Source organism: Protofrankia sp. Cas3 (assembly GCF_963555955.1).
Classification (GTDB): Bacteria; Actinomycetota; Actinomycetes; order Frankiales; family Frankiaceae; genus Protofrankia.
On the sequence record NZ_CAUVXP010000038.1, the window covers coordinates 20633 to 38946 of the forward strand.

Below are 18314 nucleotides of genomic sequence, written 5' to 3' on the forward strand. Positions count from 1 at the left end.
CGCCCCGGTCACCAGGCCAGGCCACGCCCGGCCAGGTCGATGACGGCGAAAACGAACAGGACGATACCGACGAAACCGTTCGCGGTGAGGAAGGCCCGGTTCACCCGCGACAGGTCGTCCGCGGACACGATCGCGTGCTCGTAACAGAACGCTGCCGCGGTCACGGCCAGACCCGCCCACCACCAGGCGCCGAAGTTCTCCATCAGCCCGAACATGACAAAGAGGGCGAACGTCAGCACATGGGTGACGATCGAGGCGGTCAACGCCGCCTGGACGCCGAAACGGGCCGGCACCGAACCCACGCCGATGCTGCGGTCGATCTCGGCGTCCTGACAGGAATAGATCAGGTCGAAGCCGCCTATCCAGGCGCCGACAGCAACCCCGAGCACGACTCCCGCCCACGACCACCGGCCGGTGATGGCTATCCAGGCACCGATGGGCGCGACCGCCTGTGCCAGCGCAAGGACGGCATGCGGGAAGTTGGTGAACCGCTTGGAATAGGAGTAGACGACCAGTGGAATCACCGCGAGCGGCGCGAGCGCCAGACAGAGCCAGGACAGTGCCGCCGCGCAGGCGCAGAAGACCGCCAACGCGACGGCCGCACCAACAGTGGCTGTGCGCACCGAAACGACGCCGGTGACCAACTCGCGACCGGCCGTGCGGGGATTACGTCCGTCGATCGTACGGTCGATGATCCGGTTGGTGGCCATCGCGAAGGTGCGGGCCGCGACCATCGCGACGGTCACCAGCCCGAGGTCCGACCAGTGCACCGAGCGGGAGACGTCAAAGGAGGCGGTGAGCGCGGCGACGTAGGCGAACGGCAGGGCGAACACCGAATGCTCGATCACCACCACCCGCAGGAAGGCGCGAACCGGGCCGTCGGGCGCCGGGGCCGGCCCCGACATCCCCGGCGCAACTACCGCTTCACTCACCAGCGATCAACTCCATCCACCGCACCGCCCATCGGAGACCGGAGACCGGAGACCGGCAGCGTCCCGGCCATGGGCACCAGTCACAGTCCGTACTTTTTCCAGCGCCGGGTGACCAGATCCCTGGTTGCCTGATCCATCACGGCCTCCGCGGGCCAACCGCCCTCGCGACGGTATCCCTCGGTCGCGAGCTTGCGGGTAGCGTCCACGCCGATCTTCCCGCCGAAGAACTGCTCGTAGGACGCGTGGTCGAGGTGGTCGACCGGGCCGATCGTGGTCAGCAGGTCATGGGCGTAGTCGACGTTGCCGAACGCCCGCCAGGCCACCTCGGAGTAGTCGTGAACGTCACAGTCCGCGTCGACGACGACAACAAGCTTGGACAGTGACAGCAGCCCGGCGCCCCAGATCGCGTGCATGACCTTCTGCGCGTGCTTGGGATACCGCTTGTCGATCGAGACGATGGCGCAGTTGTGGAAGACGCCCTCGACCGGGAGGTCGTAGTCGACTATCTCCGGGATCATCATCCGGATCAGCGGGCGGAAGATCCGCTCTGTGGCCTTTCCGAGCGGCCCGTCCTCCTGCGGCGGGCGACCCACGACGATCGTCTGGAAGACCGGGTCACGCTGCATGGTCATCACGTCGACCCGAAGCGCGGGGAACGGTTCGACCGGCGTGTAGAAGCCCGTGTGGTCGCCGAACGGCCCCTCCGGACGCCGTTGCCCAGGCTCAAGCCAGCCCTCCAGCACGATCTGGGCGTTCGCGGGCACCCGCAGCGGAACGCTCAGGCAGTCGACCATCTCGACCCGCTCGCCCCGCAGGAACCCGGCGAACAGGTACTCGTCGATCTCCGCCGGTAGTGGAGCCGACGCCGCATAGGTTACCGCCGGATCGCAGCCGAACGCGATCGCGACCGGCAGCTTCTCACCACGGCGCTCCGCCACGGCGTGGTGGGCGTTGGAGTCCTTGTGGATCTGCCAGTGCATGCCGACCGTCTGGGCGTCGTGCCGCTGCAGCCGGTACAGGCCCAGGTTGCGTTGGCCCGTCTCGGGATGCTTGGTGTGGGTGAGTCCGAGGTTGAGGAAGACACCGCCGTCCTCCGGCCAGGAATGCAGCCCGGGCAGCCGAAACAGGTCGACGTCCGAGCCCTTGAGCACGATGTCCTGGCAGGGGGCGGTGCGGACCGTGCGCGGTGGCACCGCACGCAGGGCCGCGACCTTGCCGAACACCTCGCGCAGCCCGGCGAACCCCACCGGCATCTCCGGCTTGAGCATGGCGGCGATCCGATCGCCGATCGCGTCGAGGCTGTCGGCTCCCAACGCCGCAGCCATCCGCTCCTGCGTCCCGAAGACGTTGATCGCCAATGGCATGTCGGCGCCGGTCGGCCGATCGAACAGCAACGCGGGTCCGCCCTCCCGGACAACCCGGGTGACGATCTCGGTGACCTCCAGGACCGGGTCGACCGGGACGCGGACGTGCCGCAGGTCACCGTGGCGCTCGAGGTGAGCGAGGAACGCGCGCAGATCCGCCCAGGCCATGGCCACCATCCTTGCAGCGGGCGGTGCGGGCAGGCGCATCATGGTTGGCGGTACCGTCGAACAACGACGGACATGATGGACGGCAGACGGCCGGTACGGCACTGGCGGGTGATCAACGCTTCTGTGCGGTCCCAACAGCCCGTACGGGCCCGGCGGATGGCGAGAGCAGGGAAAGGGGCGGCGGTACGGTGGTCGGCTTCGTACTGACGCTGGCACTTCTCGGATTCTGGATCTACGCGATTGTTGACGTGGCGCTGACCCCGCCAGCCTCGGTCCGCACGCTCCCCAAACTCGCGTGGATTGCGATCATCGTTCTGTTCGAGGTCGTCGGCGCCGTGGCATGGTTCCTGTTGGGCCGCCCACGCCGCGGCGCCGGTGCCGCGCAGAACAGTGACCACCCGGCGTGGGGCGGTCGCTCGCCCTGGACCGAACGCCCCGGTGCCCACTGGGGTGAGCGCAACAGGGTCTCCACCGAGCGCAGGTTTCCCTGGGCCCGCCGAGGCCCGACGCCGCCACCGGTCGCCCCCGACGACAACCCCGAGTTCCTGCGCGAGCTGTCCGAACGGATCCGCCGTGGGGACGGCGACGGCACGTCCCGGACCTGAAACCGACAGCCGCTGGTCTCAGTTGACCCCAGCGTATGAATGCAGGCCGGAAATCACCAGGTTCACCAGATAGTAATCGATAAACAACGCACTGAAACCCAGCAGGGAGATCGCCGCTGCCCTGCTGCCTTTCCAACCCGCTGTGGCCCGCGCGTGCAGGTACGCGGCGTAAATCACCCAGGTGATGAACGACCAGGTCTCCTTCGGATCCCAGCCCCAGTAGCGGCCCCAGGCGGCCTCCGCCCAGATCGCCCCGGCAATGACCGCGAACGTCCAGATCGGGAACGCAAGCCCGATCACCCGGTAGGTGATGCGGTCCAGAGCCACGGCCGCGGGCAGGCGCATCATGATCCCGCCGCGCTTGCGGATCGCGGCGGACGCGTCAGCCCGACCGGCGGCGACAGCGGCGAGCCTGTTCTCCCAGCGGTCCTTCAGCAGATACAGGACGGTCGTGACCGCCGAGACCATGAACACGCCGCTGGCGACGATCGCCGCAACCACATGAATCTTGAGCCAGTAGGAGTTGAGCGCCGGGACGAGCGGTCCCACGGCGACGTAGAGCACCGTGGCGGCGAAACCCAGATAGAGAACCACCGGAACCATCACGAAAACGCCCAGCCAACGCACCCGCGCCCGGGTCCGGGCCAGCATGGCCAGGTACGTTGACACCGCGACCAAGCTGATCATGGATGAGAACTCGTACATGTTCCCCCACGGCACCCGGTCCGCGGCCAGGCCGCGGGCCGTCACCGAACCCACGTGGGCCAGCCAGCCGAGCAGGGTCAGTGCCACCGCGATCCAGCCGATCCAGCGCACCCGGGCCGTGACTGGTGGGTCGGCACGGTCCCCGGCCATCGCAGCGGCCATCGCCGCAGCCACTGCCCTCTGCTCCGCACCACGATCGGCGGCCCGGGCCGCCGCCGCGGCGAGAGCCTCCGCCGCCGGATCGGCCATCGCGGGATCAGCCACCGCGGGATCAGCCACCGCGGGATGGACGGCACCACCGGCCGTGACGGCGCCAGCCATCGCCGGGACCCGTCCGGAAGCCGTGAGCTGGGCTGCTCCGACCGATGACAGCGCCGATGTCGATGACACCCCGGCCGCTGCGCCGATCGTCCCCCCGAACCGGCTGAACGCGAACTCGGCCGCGTAACCGAGCATCGCCAGCGCGTAGACCGCCATGGTCACGCCGAGAAGATGGTCGGACAACGCGGCAAGGCCGGAGTTGACGGGCATCACAGCTCCTGTTCGGGGGAGTCCAGCGGCCGGGGGGCACTCGCCGTGGCCGCCCGTACATCCAGGGCGATTGCCCGCAGCTCGGCCGCAAAGCCGTCGATGTCGGACCGGGACAGACCACCGATCTCGACCATGGTCACGGTAACCGCGTCGGTATCGGTGGCTACGCCGGCATCGGCATCGGCAGCCGCGTCGGCCACGGGGCGCGCCCGCACCCAGATCCGGCGTCGGCGGACCCGCATACTCACCAGCAGGCCGCAGATGATCGCAATCGCCGCGACAAGGACCCAGCCCTTGAACGGGTCCGACTTCGTCTGGAACGTCGCGAACTCGCGCAGACCGTCGACCTCCAGCGACATCCCACCGGGCAGGCCGGTGACTGTTCGCTGACGCGGGTTGTTCAGCGCGAGCACCTGCGCCGCACGATTGTCGCCGAGTGGCCCGTTCACGCGCAGCTGGTGCATGTCACGGGTATCCAGCGAGTAGACGTTCTGCGGAATGCCCTCGTTGATGTGCAGGTTGCCGACATAGCCGGTGAGCGTGAGGCCGGGCGCATTCGCGGCCGGGTAGGTCGAGACATAGCCGCGGGCCCGGTCCAGCTCGGTGGTGGGCGTGAACACGCCGCTGAATGCCAGCTGTTGGGGCTCACGCGTGGGCCCGGTCGGCGCGAGCCCGGTGTCGCCGATCTTCAAGGTGCAGGTGGACGCGAACATGGCGTCGCGGGGAGTGCACGGTTGGTAGCCCTCCCAGACGACCCCGCCGGCGCTGTTCCTCAACACGAAGTGCGGCGCGTATCCGTGCCCGATCAGGTAGACCTTTGCGCTGCCGACCGCCAGCGGATGGTTGACCCGGATCTCAGCGGTACGGGTGTGCCCGTCGAGCTCGGTAGCGTACGCGACCTTCGCGCGGAAGTCCGCGGGCTGGCCGGTCGGCTGGTAGGACGCGGTGAACTCCTCCATCGTCAGGGAGAACGGCGCCAGATCACCGACGGGGTCGACGAGCCTGCCCCGGCTGAACTGGTCGTAGGAGACCAGCGTGTTCGCGAACCCGTCACCCGTGATCACCAGGACCGTACCCTGATATCCGAACCACGAGCCCAGTCCGACCCCGACGAGCATGAAGACCAGCGCGATGTGGAAGATCAGGTTCCCCGTCTCGCGCAGGTAGCCCTTTTCCGCCGCCACGGAGAAGTCCGGGCTGCCGTCCGGACGGGTGGCGCCGTCGGCGGCGAGCGCCACCCGGAACCGCCGCCGTCGCAGGACCACCCGCGCCGCCTCGACCGCCTCCGACGGGGTGAGCGCGCTGTCCCACGACTGTCCCCCGGTCAGCCGACTCGGCCGGGCCGGTGCCCGCGGCGGGCGGCCCACCAGTGCTCTGGCATGCCAGCGGACCCTGGCCGACAGACATCCGATCAGGGAGATGAACAACAACAGGTAGATCGCGGCGAACCAGGGAGCACCGAATACGTTGAATGCGGACAATCTGTCCAGCGCCGGCGCGAGCGACGGATGATCACGAAAGTACTGCTCGACCTTCAGCGGGTTCAGCGACCGCTGCGGCAGCAGGGATCCGGGGACGGCGGCGAGCGCGAGCAGGAACAGCAGCAGCAGCGCGGTGCGCATGCTGGTCAGCTGATGCCAGACCTTCCGGATCGGCGCCGTCACCCGCCCGGCGGACCCGAAGCGGCGCAGGCCGCCGCCGGCGTTCCCGCCCGGCCCGCCAGATGGCCCGGGAGGCGATCCCGCCGGCGATCCGGACGCCGTTTCCAACGCCTGGGCGTGCGCATGGTCGGCGCGTGTCCGCGCCTCGTCGCGTACCTCGTCGGGCACCGTCGTCGGCGCCGCCGCACCGATCGTCGTCGTCACCGCGGACCCTCCGCCCGTTGTCACCGCGGACCCTCCGCCCGTCGTCACCGCGGACCCTCCGCTCGTCGTCACCGCGGACCCTCCGCCCGTCGTCACCGCGGACCCTCCGCCCGTTGTCACAGCGGACTCTCCGCGAAACCCGGCGCGTAGGGGCGCGCAGCCGCGATCAGATCCGTCCAGGCACCGGTGACCTGGAGGAATCCGACAACCACAAGAAGGATGCCGCCGAAGAGGGTGAGCATCCGCGCGCGCCTGCGCACCGCCGCCAGCGCACCGGCAACCCGCCGGAACGCCAGGCCCACGATCAGGAACGGCACGCCCAGCCCCAGGCAGTAGACGGCGGAGAGAAACGCCCCCCGGCCGGCGGTCGCGCTCTGCACGGCCAGCCCGAGCACCGCCGTCAGCGTGGGCCCGAGGCAGGGCGTCCAGCCGATCCCGAACAGGACGCCAAGCAACGGTGCGCCGACCAGGCCGGACGTCGGCAGGCGGTGGATGCGCCACTCCCGGTTGGCCAGGGGAACCCGCGCGAACGCACCGGCGAACGCCAGCCCCATGACGATCGTCACCGCGCCGAGGATCCGGCTGACGCCGACCTGGTGCAGGGTCAACCATCGCCCCAACCCGCCGAACGCGGCACCATAACTGACGAAGACCCCGGTGAAGCCGGCGACGAAAAGGCCGGTTCCGAGGGTGACGCGGCCCACCCGTCGACGCCCGGCCCGCAACCGGGCCCAGGCCTGGGTCGGGCTGCGGGTGGCGGTCGGGGTTGCGGCTGGGGCTGCGGCTGCGGCTGCGGCTGGGATCAGGACTCCAGGAGCACCGATGGCGAGGTCCTCACCCGACAGCCCGGTGACGAATGACAGATATCCAGGCACCAGCGGCAGCACACACGGTGACAGGAACGACAGCAGTCCGGCCGCCGCAGCGACCGGCGCGGCAAGCAGCACGGGTCCGTCGGTGACGAACGACGCGACGCTCACGCAGATGCCTCCCGCGTCCCTGCGATGTCGTTCATGGCGGTGTCGTTCATGCCTGGGCCGCCAGCCTGGTGAGGACGGGCATCAGCTCGTCGGCGAGGACGCCGCCGGTGAACCGGGCCGCGAGTTGACCCTTACCGTCAAGCACGAAGGTGGACGGCAGGCCGGGCGGCACCGGCCAGCGCGCGGCGAGCGTGCCGATCCGGTCGACGATGCTGGGATAGGTCACACCGTTGTCCCGGATGAACGCCTTCGCCGCCGAGAGGTTGTCCTTCTCGTTCACTCCCACGAAGGCCACCTGCGGGTTGTCCGCGGCCATCGTGACCAGGCCGGGCGTTTCGGCGCGGCAGGGCGCGCACCACGAGGCCCAGAAGTTCACGACGACGATCCTCCCGCGGAAGCCCGCGAGGTCCAGGTCTGGACCGGCCACGGTCGGACCGGCGAGGTTCGGTGCCGGCACCCGCTTGTCGATCGGGACGAAGTCGGAGTTGGGCGCCTGCTGGACGAAGCCGAACCCGCCACCGGCGGCTTGATCCACACTGTCGGTCCCGCTGGAACAGCCTGTCACCACAGAGACCAACACACACAGCACGCTGATGACAACGAGCGACAGACCCTTAGACGGACCATGCCATGGAAGCTGCCCGACCTGGACAATCGACATCCTGGATGCGCCGGCCCCCACTCCTGCCGCGTTCCGTCGCTCGTCCACACCCACTCCCCTCATGTGCAGCAGATCTCCGCTGACATCGCCATCCATGACCTCACCGCTCTTGATCTACCGGTGCCGGCCACGGACACGTCTACGACCAACTGTAGAACTCGACCCCAGGGTAGGTTGCAGGTGCCGCGGATGCCCAGCACCCACAGCTATCTGAGACCCGCAGCTATCCGACACCCATGGCCACCCGACATCCACGGCCCGTCGCCGCCGGCGACCCTCACGCGCCGGCGGAGCCGGCCCGGTGCACAGTCGGGCCGTTCGGCTCGGCATAGTCGACCCGCACCAACCGATCGCCGGCGTATACCGCCGACGTCACGCTGGCGAGCGCGCACTGGCGACGGTCCGGGCGGTGCCAGAGCCTGTTGCCCTCGAGCGCCCGGCGAGTCGTCCATACCGGTAGCTGATGGCTGACCAGGACCACCTCCCGGCCGCAGTAGGTGTCACGCCACTCGGCGACGGCGGCCAGCATCCGCCCGGCGATCTCGGCGTAGGGCTCCCCCCAGGAGGGCTCGAACGGATTGATCAGAAGTTTCCACATCCTCGGATACCGGACAAGCGCGGGCCCGGCCTCGAACGGCTTGCCTTCGAAGACGTTGCGGCTTTCAATGAGGCGGGGGTCTACCTCAACGGTGACACCGCGGCACTGCGCGATCGGCTCGGCGGTCTGTCGCGCCCGCTCCAGCGGGCTCGCCACAACCGCGGCGATGTCATGATCAACAAAGAACTCCGCCGTGACCTTGGCCTGGCGCGCGCCGGCCTCCGACAACACGAACCCCGGCAGCCGGCCATACAGAATCTTCTCGGGGTTGAAGACCTCACCATGGCGGACAAGGTGGATGGTCGTCAGCGGTGTGTCACCGCCCGTCCGCGTCATGGGCGCATCCCTCCAGCACTTGTTGCCGGCACCGGCTCGGGAACGCCGGCCGCGGCCCGCGCCGCCGCAGGCGCGGCACCGGCGATCCGTTCCACCGCCTCGTCGTCATGCGCCGCCGAGACGAACCATGCCTCATACGCGGAAGGCGGCAGGTATACCCCTGCGTCCAGCATCGCATGGAAGAACGCCGCGTACCGGGCACTGGACTGGGTCCGCGCCCCGGCGTAGTCGACGACGGACGGCACGTCGGTGAAGAACACGCTGAACAGGGAGCCGGCGCTACTGGGCAGGTGCGGTACGCCCTGCTCGGTCAGGGCCGTCGACACGATCCCGGCGACGTCGCCGGCGCGCGCGTCCACCGTCGCGTACACATCCGGGCCGCACGCTCGAAGCGTGGCGAGACCGGCGGCAACGGCAAGCGGATTACCCGACAGCGTCCCGGCCTGGTAGACCGGCCCGGCCGGGGCAAGCTGCGCCATCACCTCAGCCCGGCCACCGAAGGCCGCCGCTGGCAGCCCACCGCCCATGACCTTGCCGAAGGTGAACAGATCCGGCGCCCATCCCTCGATTGCGCCCTCGACCCCCCACCAGCCGGCCGGGCCGATCCGAAAGCCGGTCATCACCTCGTCCAGAATGAACAACGCCCCGTGGCTGTCGCAGAGCCGACGCAACCCGGCGTTGAAGCCCGGCAGCGGCGGGACAACCCCCATGTTCGCCGCTGCGGCCTCGGTGATGACAGCGGCGATCTCGCCGGGATACGCGGCGAACGCCGTCTCGACCGAACCCAGGTCGTTGTAGGGCACCACGATCGTGTCCGCGGCGGTGGCGCTGGTGACACCCGGAGTGTCCGGTAGGCCAAGGGTGGCCACGCCCGATCCGGCGGCGGCAAGCAGCGCGTCGACATGACCATGGTAGCAGCCGGCAAATTTTATGATCTTCGAACGCCGGGTGAAACCCCGCGCAAGCCGCAACGCGCTCATGGTGGCCTCGGTCCCGGAGTTGACCAGCCGGACCTGCTCGACCGGTGCCACCCTGGACACGATCTCTTCGGCCAGGTCGACCTCGCCCGGGCTCGGCGTGCCGAAGCTCGTGCCCCGCGACGCCGCCACCGCAAGGGCCTCGACGACCGCCGGGTGGGCGTGACCCAGGATCATCGGACCCCAGGAGCAGATCAGGTCGACGTACCGGCGACCGTCCGCGTCGGTGAGGTACGCACCATCCCCGGACACCATGAAGCGCGGTGTGCCGCCCACCGCTCGAAACGCCCGAACCGGCGAGTTGACCCCACCAGGGATGACTCGCTGTGCGCGACGGAACAACTCCTGAGAGGCCGGAGCCTCGGATCCGACTGGCATGCCACCGATCCTCGCAGGTCCACACCGCACTCCGCCGGTGCGCCCACGCCGTTACCATCTGCGACCGCGCGGGAGGAGCCGCCGGTGGGCGGGGGCTGACCCAGCCGCCCACCGGCGACAGTTCGGTGCGCGGACCACCAACCGCCCGGAGGACCAGAGGGCGAGCAACGATCGTCAGATCGCGCGCCCGGAGGCCGTCGTCCCCGGATGCCGTCGCCCCCAGAGCACCGGCGGTTGGAAGCCGGCGCGGGTGCGCCGCCGAGCCCACCCGCGCCGGATGTGTCACGACGCACTTGTGAGCATGCCGCAGCCAGCCGCTCGGCGCTCGGCGTAGGGCGTCACGCGACCGGTGTGTCCGGTTGTTGCCACACCAGGCGGCACCTGCGTTCGCGGCTTCGGCCTCTTCGAGCGGATGCGCCTCTGGAGCCTTTCGAGAGTCGGCCGTCTGGTCCAGCGAACACGCCGTAGTGCGACCCGGCGGCCGTCAGCTGCGGCCGACAGTGGCCGCTGACCACTGGAAGTAGCCATCCGATTGACAGTCGGCGTCCAATTCCCGGATACTCGTAGCCGAGTACTCGGAGTCGGGATGGTGAGAGCATGACCCGTCAACGGACAGCAAACATGTTGGCACTGGCCGTACTTGCGCTGCTCAACGAACGACCCATGCATCCGTACGAGATGTCAACTACGATGCGTGAGCGACACAAGGAAAACAGCATCAAGCTGACCTACGGCTCGCTCTACACCGTGGTGGACTCGCTGGTCCGTGGCGGGTACATCGCGGCCCGGGAGACCGTTCGCGAAGGCCGACGGCCCGAACGGACCATCTACGAGATCACCGCATCCGGCCGCACCGAGCTCTACGACTGGATGTCCGAGCTTGTCAGCACACCCGCCAAGGAGTACCAGCGCTTCGAGGCGGCACTGTCCATGCTGGCTGTGCTCACACCCGACGACGCCGTCCGGCTGCTCACCGAACGCCGCAGCCGGCTCATGCTCCAGATCGAGCACACCCACGCGGGTGAGGCCTTCGCTGTCCGCGAAGGCCTGCCCCGGTTGTTCACGCTGGAGACCGAGTACGTCAACGCGCTGACCGAGGCCGAGCTTCGCTACGTGGACGAGCTCATCCGGGCGATCTCCGAGCGGACGCTGGACGGCATCCACATCTGGGATGCGATCCACACCCGCGAGACCGACCCGGAAAGGATCCGCGACGTCGTGGTCCGCGCACTGCAGGCCGGCGGCCACACGGGATTAGCGGCCGAATCCGTCCTGAACACGACTGAACGGGTGATCGCCGCGCAGGTCAGCCCGGCCACTCCCGAAACGGACGGCTCCGCGCAGTCGTCCCAGTTGTGAACCGCCACGTTCGTCACCCGCCAGCCCACAGGTTCAGGAACGTCAGGGGGACCGATGACCTCAGATCTGGCTCCGGCGCAGGCCGCGCAGCCGTCCGGCAGCTCCACGGCAACGCTGGCCCCGCCAGCCGACCCAGTCGAGCCTACGATCACGGCAACCGACCTGGTCAAGACCTACCGGGGTGGTGTCCGGGCGCTGAGTGGCCTGAGCTTCAGCGTCGCCCCCGGCACAGTGTTCGGTCTGCTGGGACCCAACGGTGCCGGCAAGTCCACCACGGTGAAGATCCTCACCACGCTGTCACGTCCTGACTCCGGTGCGGCCACGGTCGCCGGGCTCGACGTCCTCGCCCATCCCGGCCAGGTGCGGCAGGCGATCGGGGTTGTCACGCAGCGTTCCGGTATCGATCTGGAAGCAACCGGGCGGGAGAACATCGCGCTCGCGGCGCACCTGCACGGGCTTCCCCGCGCCGGGCTGACCACCCGGGTCACCGACCTGCTCCAACGGTTCGAGCTGACCCAGGCTGCCGACCGGCCGGCACGCACCTACTCCGGCGGCATGCTCCGAAAACTCGACGTTGCCGTCGGCCTGGTCCACCGGCCCAGCGTGCTGTTCCTCGACGAACCCACCACCGGGCTCGATCCGCACGCGCGCGCACAGATGTGGGACGAGATCGGTTCACTCGCCGCGGACGGGCTGACGATCCTGCTCACCACCCACTACCTGGAGGAGGCCGACCGGCTTGCATCCAAGGTCGCCATCATCGACGACGGCCGCATCCTCGTCGAAGGCAGCCCGGACGAACTCAAGAGCGAGCTGCGTGGTGACGCCGTCCACCTGGAGCTCGCGACCGTTGCCGACAGCGCTCTCGCGGACCGGGTCACCACGGCCCTGAACGAGGTCGCCGGGGTCAGCGAAACCACGGTGGACGGCCGGGAGGTCCACAGCCGGGTGGCCGACGGCGCGTCGTCGCTGCCCGCCGTTTTCGCCGCCCTCGATCGGGTGGAGGTCACGGTCATCGCCGCGACGATCGCCCGACCGTCGCTGGACGACGTCTACCTGCGCCATGTCGGTCGCCGCTTCGTGGCCACCGGCGAGCCTGGTCCGCGCGCGGACGATGCTGCTCCGCGCGCGGACGATGCCAGGGGAAACGACGTCCTTCTCCCGGGCGTCCAGGAAAAGAAGGAAGTGGCGTGATGTCAGGCAGCGCGGTCACCGGCGCCGGTACCAGCACGGCTATCGCGGACAGCACCACCCGGCCCGGCCTGTCGGCGGACATTCCGGTACCCCGGCCGGGATCGGTGCCAGCATCGGCGACTGAGTACGCGGCCTCCGCAGGCCGCCAGCTGCGCTGGTTGACCGTACGGCACCTGCGCGCCATGCTGCGCCAGCCGGCATACCTGGCGATCACGATCGTGCAGGCCGTGGTCTGGCTGCCCCTGTTCGGCTCACTGTTCCGTCGGGTCGTCGATGTTCCCGGCTTCGGCGACGGGTCCTACTTCGATTTCCTGACCCCGGGCGTCGTGGTGATGAGCGCCCTGTTCTCGGCTGGCTGGTCCGGGATGAGGGTCATCATCGACATCGATCGCGGCGTGATGGATCGGATGCTCACGTCCCCGGTCCGGAAGTCGGCACTGATCAGTAGCGCGCTCGTCTACCAGGCGGTCGTCACCGCCATCCAGTCGATCATCATCATGCTGCTCGGCTGGGCCGTCGGGACCCACTACCGCAACGGACTGGTCGGCCCGGCCGTCCTGCTCAGCGCCGCGTCGCTCGTCGCGGTCACGGTCGCAGCCTTCTCACACGCGCTGGCCCTGATCGTGCGCAAGGAGGACGCCCTGATCGCGGCGGTGAACTTCGCCATCCTGCCGTTGACGTTCATGTCATCAGCCATCATGGCGCGCAACCTCATGCCCGGCTGGATGCAGGTCATCTCGCGGGTCAACCCGGTGGACTGGGCGGTCAGTGCCGCCCGCGAGGCCGGCTCGACCGACCCGGACTGGCTGACGGTCAGCATCTATCTGTGCTGCCTCACCGCGCTGGCAACGATGGCCGGGATGCTCGCCACCCGTGCCTTCGACGCCTACCGCCGCTCCCTGTAGGACGACCTGGTTCTTCGTCGGTGGGGCCTCCCCATGAGCTGGCTCGCCTCCGCGGTAGCCGTCCCAATGGGGCCGAAGGGCGCGCGATCATTATTCGCGTCGCGCGCCCGGAGGACCCAGCCCCGCACCTTCATCCACGCCCCTGTCGCCGGGCGCTCTAACCAAGATCCATCTTTTTGATCTGGTTGGAGTGAACAGCATAGATGAACGGTCCCGCCTCGGCGCACGCGGTGACGATCGCATCACGATTGTCGATCAGCCGCTGGGCCATCTCTGGACCGGACAGGTTCTGCCAAGTGATGTAGAAGCAGCAAGCAGCGTGTTTCATGACGGCTGCCTTCTCGGTGGGTCTGCGTCTGATCCTCTCGTCCTTCATGAACCCGATCCAGCCGAGCCGAGCCGAGCGGTATCGGTGAGCCAGGTGACGTCGTCAACCTTCTCGTCGTGCGGGATGCCATAGTGCTCGGCGAGCGTCGTCAGCTCGATGCCGGCTTGCCGCAGCAGCCGAGGGACTGTGATGCGACCGAGGCTACGGTCGACGAAGACGTGGGGAAGCCCCTCGGGATGTGCCACTAGGCAGCGGGTTTGCTGGCGATCCGTACGGCGTCTTCCAGCTCGTCCGGGGGGACGCCGAACTCTTCGGCGACCTCCGCGAGCTGCTCGCCGGCGTGGAACCGTCCCAGGACGTCTTCGAGCCTGGCTCCGCCACGGGAGAAGATCGGCTGACCGAACCCGCGACTGGGGTCGACCACAATCTCGGCGTGCTGGTACTCGGGCAGGCGAATGAGCCGGGCATAGCCATCGGGCGCGAAGTCGACGCGCTGCAAGTAGGCATCGACGACATCCCCGAACACCCGCTGGCCTTTGCGCACGGCTACCAAGTCCCGCGCACCCCGCGCTTCGGGCGTATCGCCCTGGCTCTCGGCGAAGTCGTAGAGCACCTCTGCGCCGTCGGTGTAGAGGGCCTTGGACGCAAGGACGTGCTCGATCCCGAGCTCCTCGGACAGGCGGGTGAGAGCAGGCCGGATGCGCTGAAGCGGCACACCTGCGCGCCGGATCGCCGCGAGCACCAGGCCCTCGGCAAGACCGATGAACGGCACCACGGCCTCGCCGTGCTCCGGCGTCGAACACGCTGTGACAATCGGCTCACCGCGAACCGGAGACCGTCCCGGCCGCTGGCGTATGTACCCATATGCCCACGTCGTGAAGGTCGAGGTCGGCACCCGCAGGTACCGGCCGGCCTCGGCGACACTGTACAGGGGCACCTCAAAACGATCAGCCTCGTTGACCACAGTTCACCTCCTCCGAACACGACAGTCTGCCACTTGTCAACCACTCCCGACCAGAACAGAACGAGTGCGATGTCGCATATTATTGACCATTAACGCCCGAATGCTCCGATCAGGGGTCCCGGTAGCCGACGACACGCCCTCCTGAGGGTCAGTACATCATCCGCGGGTCGACATAGTGTTTGAATTCGAGCAGGTTGCCCGACGGGTCGCGCAGCACCACGGTCCGATGCTCTTCGACCAGCCCGGCGAAACGTACCTGTTCGGGCTGGAAGACCGCCACCTCGCGCAGTTCGACCAGGCGCAGCAGTGCGTCGAAGTCGGCACCGTCCCGGAATGTCACGCCGAAATGGCGCGGGTACAACGTCGCCTCGCCAGGTTCATAATCAGGAGTGAGGTGGCAGACAAGCTGGTCGCCGAAGAAGTCGAGCGTGATCCGGTCGGAATAACGGCGGGCGAGCCGGCAACCGAGCAGGTCCACATAGAATCGCTGCGCCGCCGCCAGGTCCATCACGGGAATGGCGAGATGAAAGACATCGGCGGTGTTTCGCACGGCCCGCTCCTCTACTCGAAGGCCAGCAGCGTGTCCGACCGGAGCCCGAGCCGCAGGGTCTCCAGGCCCACGACGTCGGCGGCGTGCACGTTTCCGAGGTTGACATCCGGACCGACCCGGCGGATGAAGTGGGTCTGCAGCGTCTTGGTAGGCGTCTCGAACACCAGTCGATCGACTGGCACGCCGGAGTCCAGGATGTCCTCGATCAGACCGAACCGCAACTGCCCGTCCGGCCGGCAGATGCCGCTGGTCCCGGTCTCACGTGCTTCCAGGATCACCATCTGGGCGCCGGCATGCAGGTCGGTCCGAATGGCGGCGATCCACCGGGACGGCGACTGACGCTCGGAACGTTCGGCATCCTTGAATCCGACCTCGCTCAGCACGACGAATTCGTCGGCGAGTTTGGCAACGTAGCTCGCCTTCTCCTCGACACCGAGGTCGATGGTCCCGTTCGACACCTCCACATACCGACAGCCCTGCTCGCGACACAGCTCCCGGAAATCGTCGAAACGACCCTGTAGAATGTGCTTTTCGAACAGGGTACCGCCGAAGAGGAAGTCGATACCCAGGCCGCGCAGACAGGCGATCTTATCGGCCATCCCGGCTGTCACGAGCGACGTACCCCAGCCGAACTTCACCAGGTCAATATGATCGCAGAAACTGGCGACGGCATCGCGGAAATAGCCTGTCGGCAGGCCATTGTCGATCACTATCGTGATTCCACGGGAACGTGGCTTCGGCTGGCGTGCAGGCAGAGTGAGAGCACTGGTGATCATAACGGCCACCTCCTGGAGCGGCACCTGACTGGTCCGGGGATCCAGCGTGCGGGATGAAATCACCACGCACACCAAATACCACCCCTACCCTTCCACCATCACATGAGAACGGCTTTAATACCAGCTGTGGAATCGCTGAGAGATCAGGGCAGGCGGCGAAATTTTACCATCCATGCAAACATGATCCGCCAGCAGGTCCGTCGGTAAACTCTCATCGGGTCCCGAGGTTTCGTTAACGTTGTTCGAGAAGGATGCGAACGTGCCTGCTACCCTTGACAGCCCTCGTTCGATGGATCTGGACGAGCGGTCGCCCACGGGCCACCGCCGCATGATCGAGCTACTGGAGGCTCATAGTCGGGACCATCCCCGTCGGGTCTGTCTCGTGGACGCAGGCAGCGGCCGGCGCATGCACTACGACGAACTCGGTGCCACAGTAGGTGACTGGTGGTCGGAATTCGACCGTGCCGGCTGCCGACCCGGACAGCGAGTGGCGATCGTCGTCGCCGATCCGGTGGATTTCGCCGCCGCCTACCTCGGAGCCATCACCAGCGGACGCCACGCCGTCCCGTTGAGCCCAGACGCTCCCCCGGCGGAGCTGCAGCGGATGCTCACGATGGCCGGACCTGCCCTGGTGGTCACCGACCGGGAGCTACCTGCGGCGGCCGGCGTCGGGCGGGTCGGCCCGCGCCCCGCCCGGGTCGACCACCGCGGTCCAGCTCCTACCGCTGACCGGCCGGCCGCCGGCGGTGGGGTGGTGCTGTCCACCTCAGGGACCACGGGGACGGCCAAGCAGATCTTCCTCGGCGAGGCACAGCTCGTGCACGTCGCGCGTGCGGTGGCCGTCCATCACGGCCTTACCAGCGACGACATCGGGTTCTGTCCGCTGCCCCTGTTCCACGTCAACGCCGAGGTGGTAGGGCTGCTGGCCACCCTGACCGCGGGCGGCGCGGTCGTGTTGGACACCCGATTCCGCCGCCGGGGATTCTGGCGACGGATCGTCGAACACGACGTGACCTGGATCAACGCCGTACCGGCCATCGTGACCATCCTCGCGCGCGACCCGGATGTCGGGCAGGCGCGTTCGACCAGGGTGCGTTTTGTCCGGTCCGCGTCGGCCGCGTTGCCTGTCGCGGTGCTGCACGCGTTCGAGCAGGCCACGGGCATCGGGGTGCTGGAGACCTACGGCATGACCGAGGCCGCGAGCCAGATAGCGGCCAATCCGCTGCGTGGCGTGCGCAAGGCGGGCTCGGTCGGGCTACCGGTCGCCACGCAGGTACGGGTGGTCGACGAGGACGGGCAGGAGTGCCCCGATGGCGTCACGGGCCGCGTCCAGATCCGCGGCGCCGGGGTGATCAGAGCCTATGTGGGCGAGGCCGGAAACGAGCGGATTGACGCCGACGGTTGGCTCGATACCGGCGACCTGGGGTATTTCGACGCCGATCGGTACCTGTTCCTCGCCGGCCGCACCGACGATGTGATCAACAGGGGTGGCGAGAAGATCTTCCCACGCGAGGTGGAGGAGGTCCTGCTTGCCGATCCCCGGGTGGATGCGGCCGTGGTTGTCGGCCGCCCCGATCCGGTTCTCGGCCAGACACCGGTTGCATTGGTGGTACCAGCCGCCGGGGCCGACGAGAGCCTCACCGCCGATCTGGCCGCCCGCTGTGAGTCCGTCCTGGAGCGCTTCAAGCGTCCAGTTGCCATCGACGTCGTCGACGCGCTGCCGGTCGGACCCACCGGCAAGGTGATGCGGCGACTCGCCGGCAACCGCCCCGCTGGAAACCAACGCCTGCGTGACCGGCTCGACTGTGCGAACGGATTCGGATGACGACGACGGCGACGCCGAGCCCGGTACGGGCCACCACCACAGCGCCGGGCTCTTCCCAGGACCAACGACCGGAGCCGCCGGTCGTTGGTCCTGGCACCGGTCCCGGCATGGCTCGGCGGCCGGCGCATCTGCACGACGTCGACCTGGTCCGCCTGCTGACCTTTGTCGCGGTGGTCGGCGTCCACACGACGGGCGGTACGAACCCGTTCCAGAGCGTCGGCGGTAACGCCGCTCTCATGCTGCTGCACTTCACCCGTGAGGCGTTCTTCTTTCTCACCACTTTCGTGCTCTTCCACACCCATTACGGCCTGTC

General features: G+C 68.2%; 18 protein-coding genes and 1 pseudogene. 6 read left to right on the plus strand and 13 right to left on the minus strand.

What is annotated here, in order from left to right; translation table 11 throughout:
• Positions 1–8: 8 nt before the first annotated feature.
• Both mqnP and U9983_RS09795 read right to left on the minus strand, forming a co-directional pair.
• The gene (mqnP, locus tag U9983_RS09790) at positions 9–932 is read right to left on the minus strand and encodes a menaquinone biosynthesis prenyltransferase MqnP (protein WP_322753698.1); all 924 of its coding nucleotides are present in this window, start codon (positions 930–932) and stop codon (positions 9–11) included.
• An 80-nt stretch (positions 933–1012) separates the two neighbouring features.
• Positions 1013–2464 (minus strand): menaquinone biosynthesis decarboxylase, encoded by a 1452-nt coding sequence (locus tag U9983_RS09795; protein ID WP_322753699.1) that lies wholly within the window; start codon positions 2462–2464, stop codon positions 1013–1015.
• Between the two features lie 188 nt (positions 2465–2652).
• On the opposite strand from U9983_RS09795, the gene U9983_RS09800 reads away from it, so the two are divergent.
• A complete protein-coding gene (locus U9983_RS09800; RefSeq protein WP_322753700.1) occupies positions 2653–3069 on the plus strand; it encodes a PLD nuclease N-terminal domain-containing protein in 417 nt (138 codons plus the stop codon).
• An 18-nt stretch (positions 3070–3087) separates the two neighbouring features.
• Here U9983_RS09800 and ccsB read toward each other — a convergent pair whose 3' ends face one another.
• The 6 genes from ccsB to hemL form a co-directional block, all read right to left on the minus strand.
• A complete protein-coding gene (gene ccsB / locus U9983_RS09805; protein WP_322753701.1) occupies positions 3088–4305 on the minus strand; it encodes a c-type cytochrome biogenesis protein CcsB in 1218 nt (405 codons plus the stop codon).
• The gene (locus U9983_RS09810) at positions 4305–5927 is read right to left on the minus strand and encodes a cytochrome c biogenesis protein ResB (protein WP_322753716.1); all 1623 of its coding nucleotides are present in this window, start codon (positions 5925–5927) and stop codon (positions 4305–4307) included. Before U9983_RS09810 ends, ccsB begins: the two co-directional genes overlap by 1 nt.
• A 359-nt stretch (positions 5928–6286) precedes the next feature.
• Positions 6287–7150: a cytochrome c biogenesis CcdA family protein gene (locus U9983_RS09815; protein WP_322753702.1), complete on the minus strand. Its 864-nt coding sequence runs from the start codon at positions 7148–7150 to the stop codon at positions 6287–6289.
• A 46-nt stretch (positions 7151–7196) separates the two neighbouring features.
• Entirely contained in the window at positions 7197–7685 is a 489-nt protein-coding gene (locus tag U9983_RS09820; RefSeq protein ID WP_322753703.1) for a TlpA disulfide reductase family protein, read from the minus strand.
• A 403-nt stretch (positions 7686–8088) separates the two neighbouring features.
• Positions 8089–8745, minus strand: a complete 657-nt coding sequence (locus tag U9983_RS09825; protein ID WP_322753704.1) for a histidine phosphatase family protein — start codon at positions 8743–8745, stop codon at positions 8089–8091.
• Positions 8742–10100: a glutamate-1-semialdehyde 2,1-aminomutase gene (hemL, locus tag U9983_RS09830; protein WP_322753705.1), complete on the minus strand. Its 1359-nt coding sequence runs from the start codon at positions 10098–10100 to the stop codon at positions 8742–8744. The genes U9983_RS09825 and hemL overlap by 4 nt, the downstream gene beginning before the upstream one ends.
• A 597-nt stretch (positions 10101–10697) precedes the next feature.
• On the opposite strand from hemL, the gene U9983_RS09835 reads away from it, so the two are divergent.
• From U9983_RS09835 to U9983_RS09845, 3 genes are read left to right on the plus strand one after another with little or no spacing between them, the layout of a single operon-like run.
• Positions 10698–11459 carry a PadR family transcriptional regulator gene (locus U9983_RS09835; protein ID WP_322753706.1) on the plus strand — a complete coding sequence of 254 codons (762 nt, stop codon included), beginning with the start codon at positions 10698–10700 and terminating at the stop codon, positions 11457–11459.
• A gap of 54 nt (positions 11460–11513) precedes the next feature.
• On the plus strand, positions 11514–12653 hold the full coding sequence (locus U9983_RS09840) for an ATP-binding cassette domain-containing protein (RefSeq protein ID WP_322753707.1): 1140 nt from the start codon (positions 11514–11516) through the stop codon (positions 12651–12653).
• Positions 12653–13558, plus strand: coding sequence for an ABC transporter permease (locus U9983_RS09845; RefSeq protein ID WP_322753717.1), 906 nt, complete (start codon positions 12653–12655; stop codon positions 13556–13558). The genes U9983_RS09840 and U9983_RS09845 overlap by 1 nt, the downstream gene beginning before the upstream one ends.
• A gap of 157 nt (positions 13559–13715) precedes the next feature.
• On the opposite strand, the gene U9983_RS09850 is transcribed toward U9983_RS09845, so the two are convergent.
• The 5 genes from U9983_RS09850 to U9983_RS09870 form a co-directional block, all read right to left on the minus strand.
• On the minus strand, positions 13716–13886 hold the full coding sequence (locus tag U9983_RS09850) for a hypothetical protein (protein ID WP_322753708.1): 171 nt from the start codon (positions 13884–13886) through the stop codon (positions 13716–13718).
• 44 nt (positions 13887–13930) lie between these two features.
• The gene (locus tag U9983_RS09855; protein ID WP_322753709.1) at positions 13931–14131 is read right to left on the minus strand and encodes a hypothetical protein; all 201 of its coding nucleotides are present in this window, start codon (positions 14129–14131) and stop codon (positions 13931–13933) included.
• Positions 14131–14823, minus strand: a complete 693-nt coding sequence (locus U9983_RS09860) for a DUF433 domain-containing protein (RefSeq protein ID WP_322753710.1) — start codon at positions 14821–14823, stop codon at positions 14131–14133. Before U9983_RS09860 ends, U9983_RS09855 begins: the two co-directional genes overlap by 1 nt.
• Positions 14824–14998: 175 nt before the next feature.
• Complete coding sequence (locus tag U9983_RS09865) at positions 14999–15400, minus strand: VOC family protein (protein WP_322748502.1); 402 nt, start codon at positions 15398–15400, stop codon at positions 14999–15001.
• An 11-nt stretch (positions 15401–15411) separates the two neighbouring features.
• Positions 15412–16176: a phosphosulfolactate synthase gene (locus U9983_RS09870; protein WP_322753711.1), complete on the minus strand. Its 765-nt coding sequence runs from the start codon at positions 16174–16176 to the stop codon at positions 15412–15414.
• A gap of 259 nt (positions 16177–16435) precedes the next feature.
• On the opposite strand from U9983_RS09870, the gene U9983_RS09875 reads away from it, so the two are divergent.
• On the plus strand, positions 16436–18001 hold the full coding sequence (locus tag U9983_RS09875) for an AMP-binding protein (RefSeq protein ID WP_322753712.1): 1566 nt from the start codon (positions 16436–16438) through the stop codon (positions 17999–18001).
• 107 nt (positions 18002–18108) lie between these two features.
• A pseudogene (locus U9983_RS09880) lies at positions 18109–18314 on the plus strand (acyltransferase); the annotation flags it as partial.

What these genes read in the sequence shown, in the direction of transcription:
- U9983_RS09845 (WP_322753717.1), top strand. Translation starts at nt 12,653, where the DNA reads ATGTCAGGCAGCGCGGTCACCGGCGCCGGTACCAGCACGGCTATCGCG.
- U9983_RS09840 (WP_322753707.1), top strand. Translation starts at nt 11,514, where the DNA reads ATGACCTCAGATCTGGCTCCGGCGCAGGCCGCGCAGCCGTCCGGCAGC.
- U9983_RS09850 (WP_322753708.1), bottom strand. Translation starts at nt 13,886, where the DNA reads ATGAAACACGCTGCTTGCTGCTTCTACATCACTTGGCAGAACCTGTCC.
- U9983_RS09825 (WP_322753704.1), bottom strand. Translation starts at nt 8,745, where the DNA reads ATGACGCGGACGGGCGGTGACACACCGCTGACGACCATCCACCTTGTC.
- ccsB (WP_322753701.1), bottom strand. Translation starts at nt 4,305, where the DNA reads ATGCCCGTCAACTCCGGCCTTGCCGCGTTGTCCGACCATCTTCTCGGC.
- U9983_RS09795 (WP_322753699.1), bottom strand. Translation starts at nt 2,464, where the DNA reads ATGGCCTGGGCGGATCTGCGCGCGTTCCTCGCTCACCTCGAGCGCCAC.
- U9983_RS09835 (WP_322753706.1), top strand. Translation starts at nt 10,698, where the DNA reads ATGACCCGTCAACGGACAGCAAACATGTTGGCACTGGCCGTACTTGCG.
- U9983_RS09870 (WP_322753711.1), bottom strand. Translation starts at nt 16,176, where the DNA reads ATGATCACCAGTGCTCTCACTCTGCCTGCACGCCAGCCGAAGCCACGT.
- hemL (WP_322753705.1), bottom strand. Translation starts at nt 10,100, where the DNA reads ATGCCAGTCGGATCCGAGGCTCCGGCCTCTCAGGAGTTGTTCCGTCGC.
- U9983_RS09810 (WP_322753716.1), bottom strand. Translation starts at nt 5,927, where the DNA reads ATGCGCACCGCGCTGCTGCTGCTGTTCCTGCTCGCGCTCGCCGCCGTC.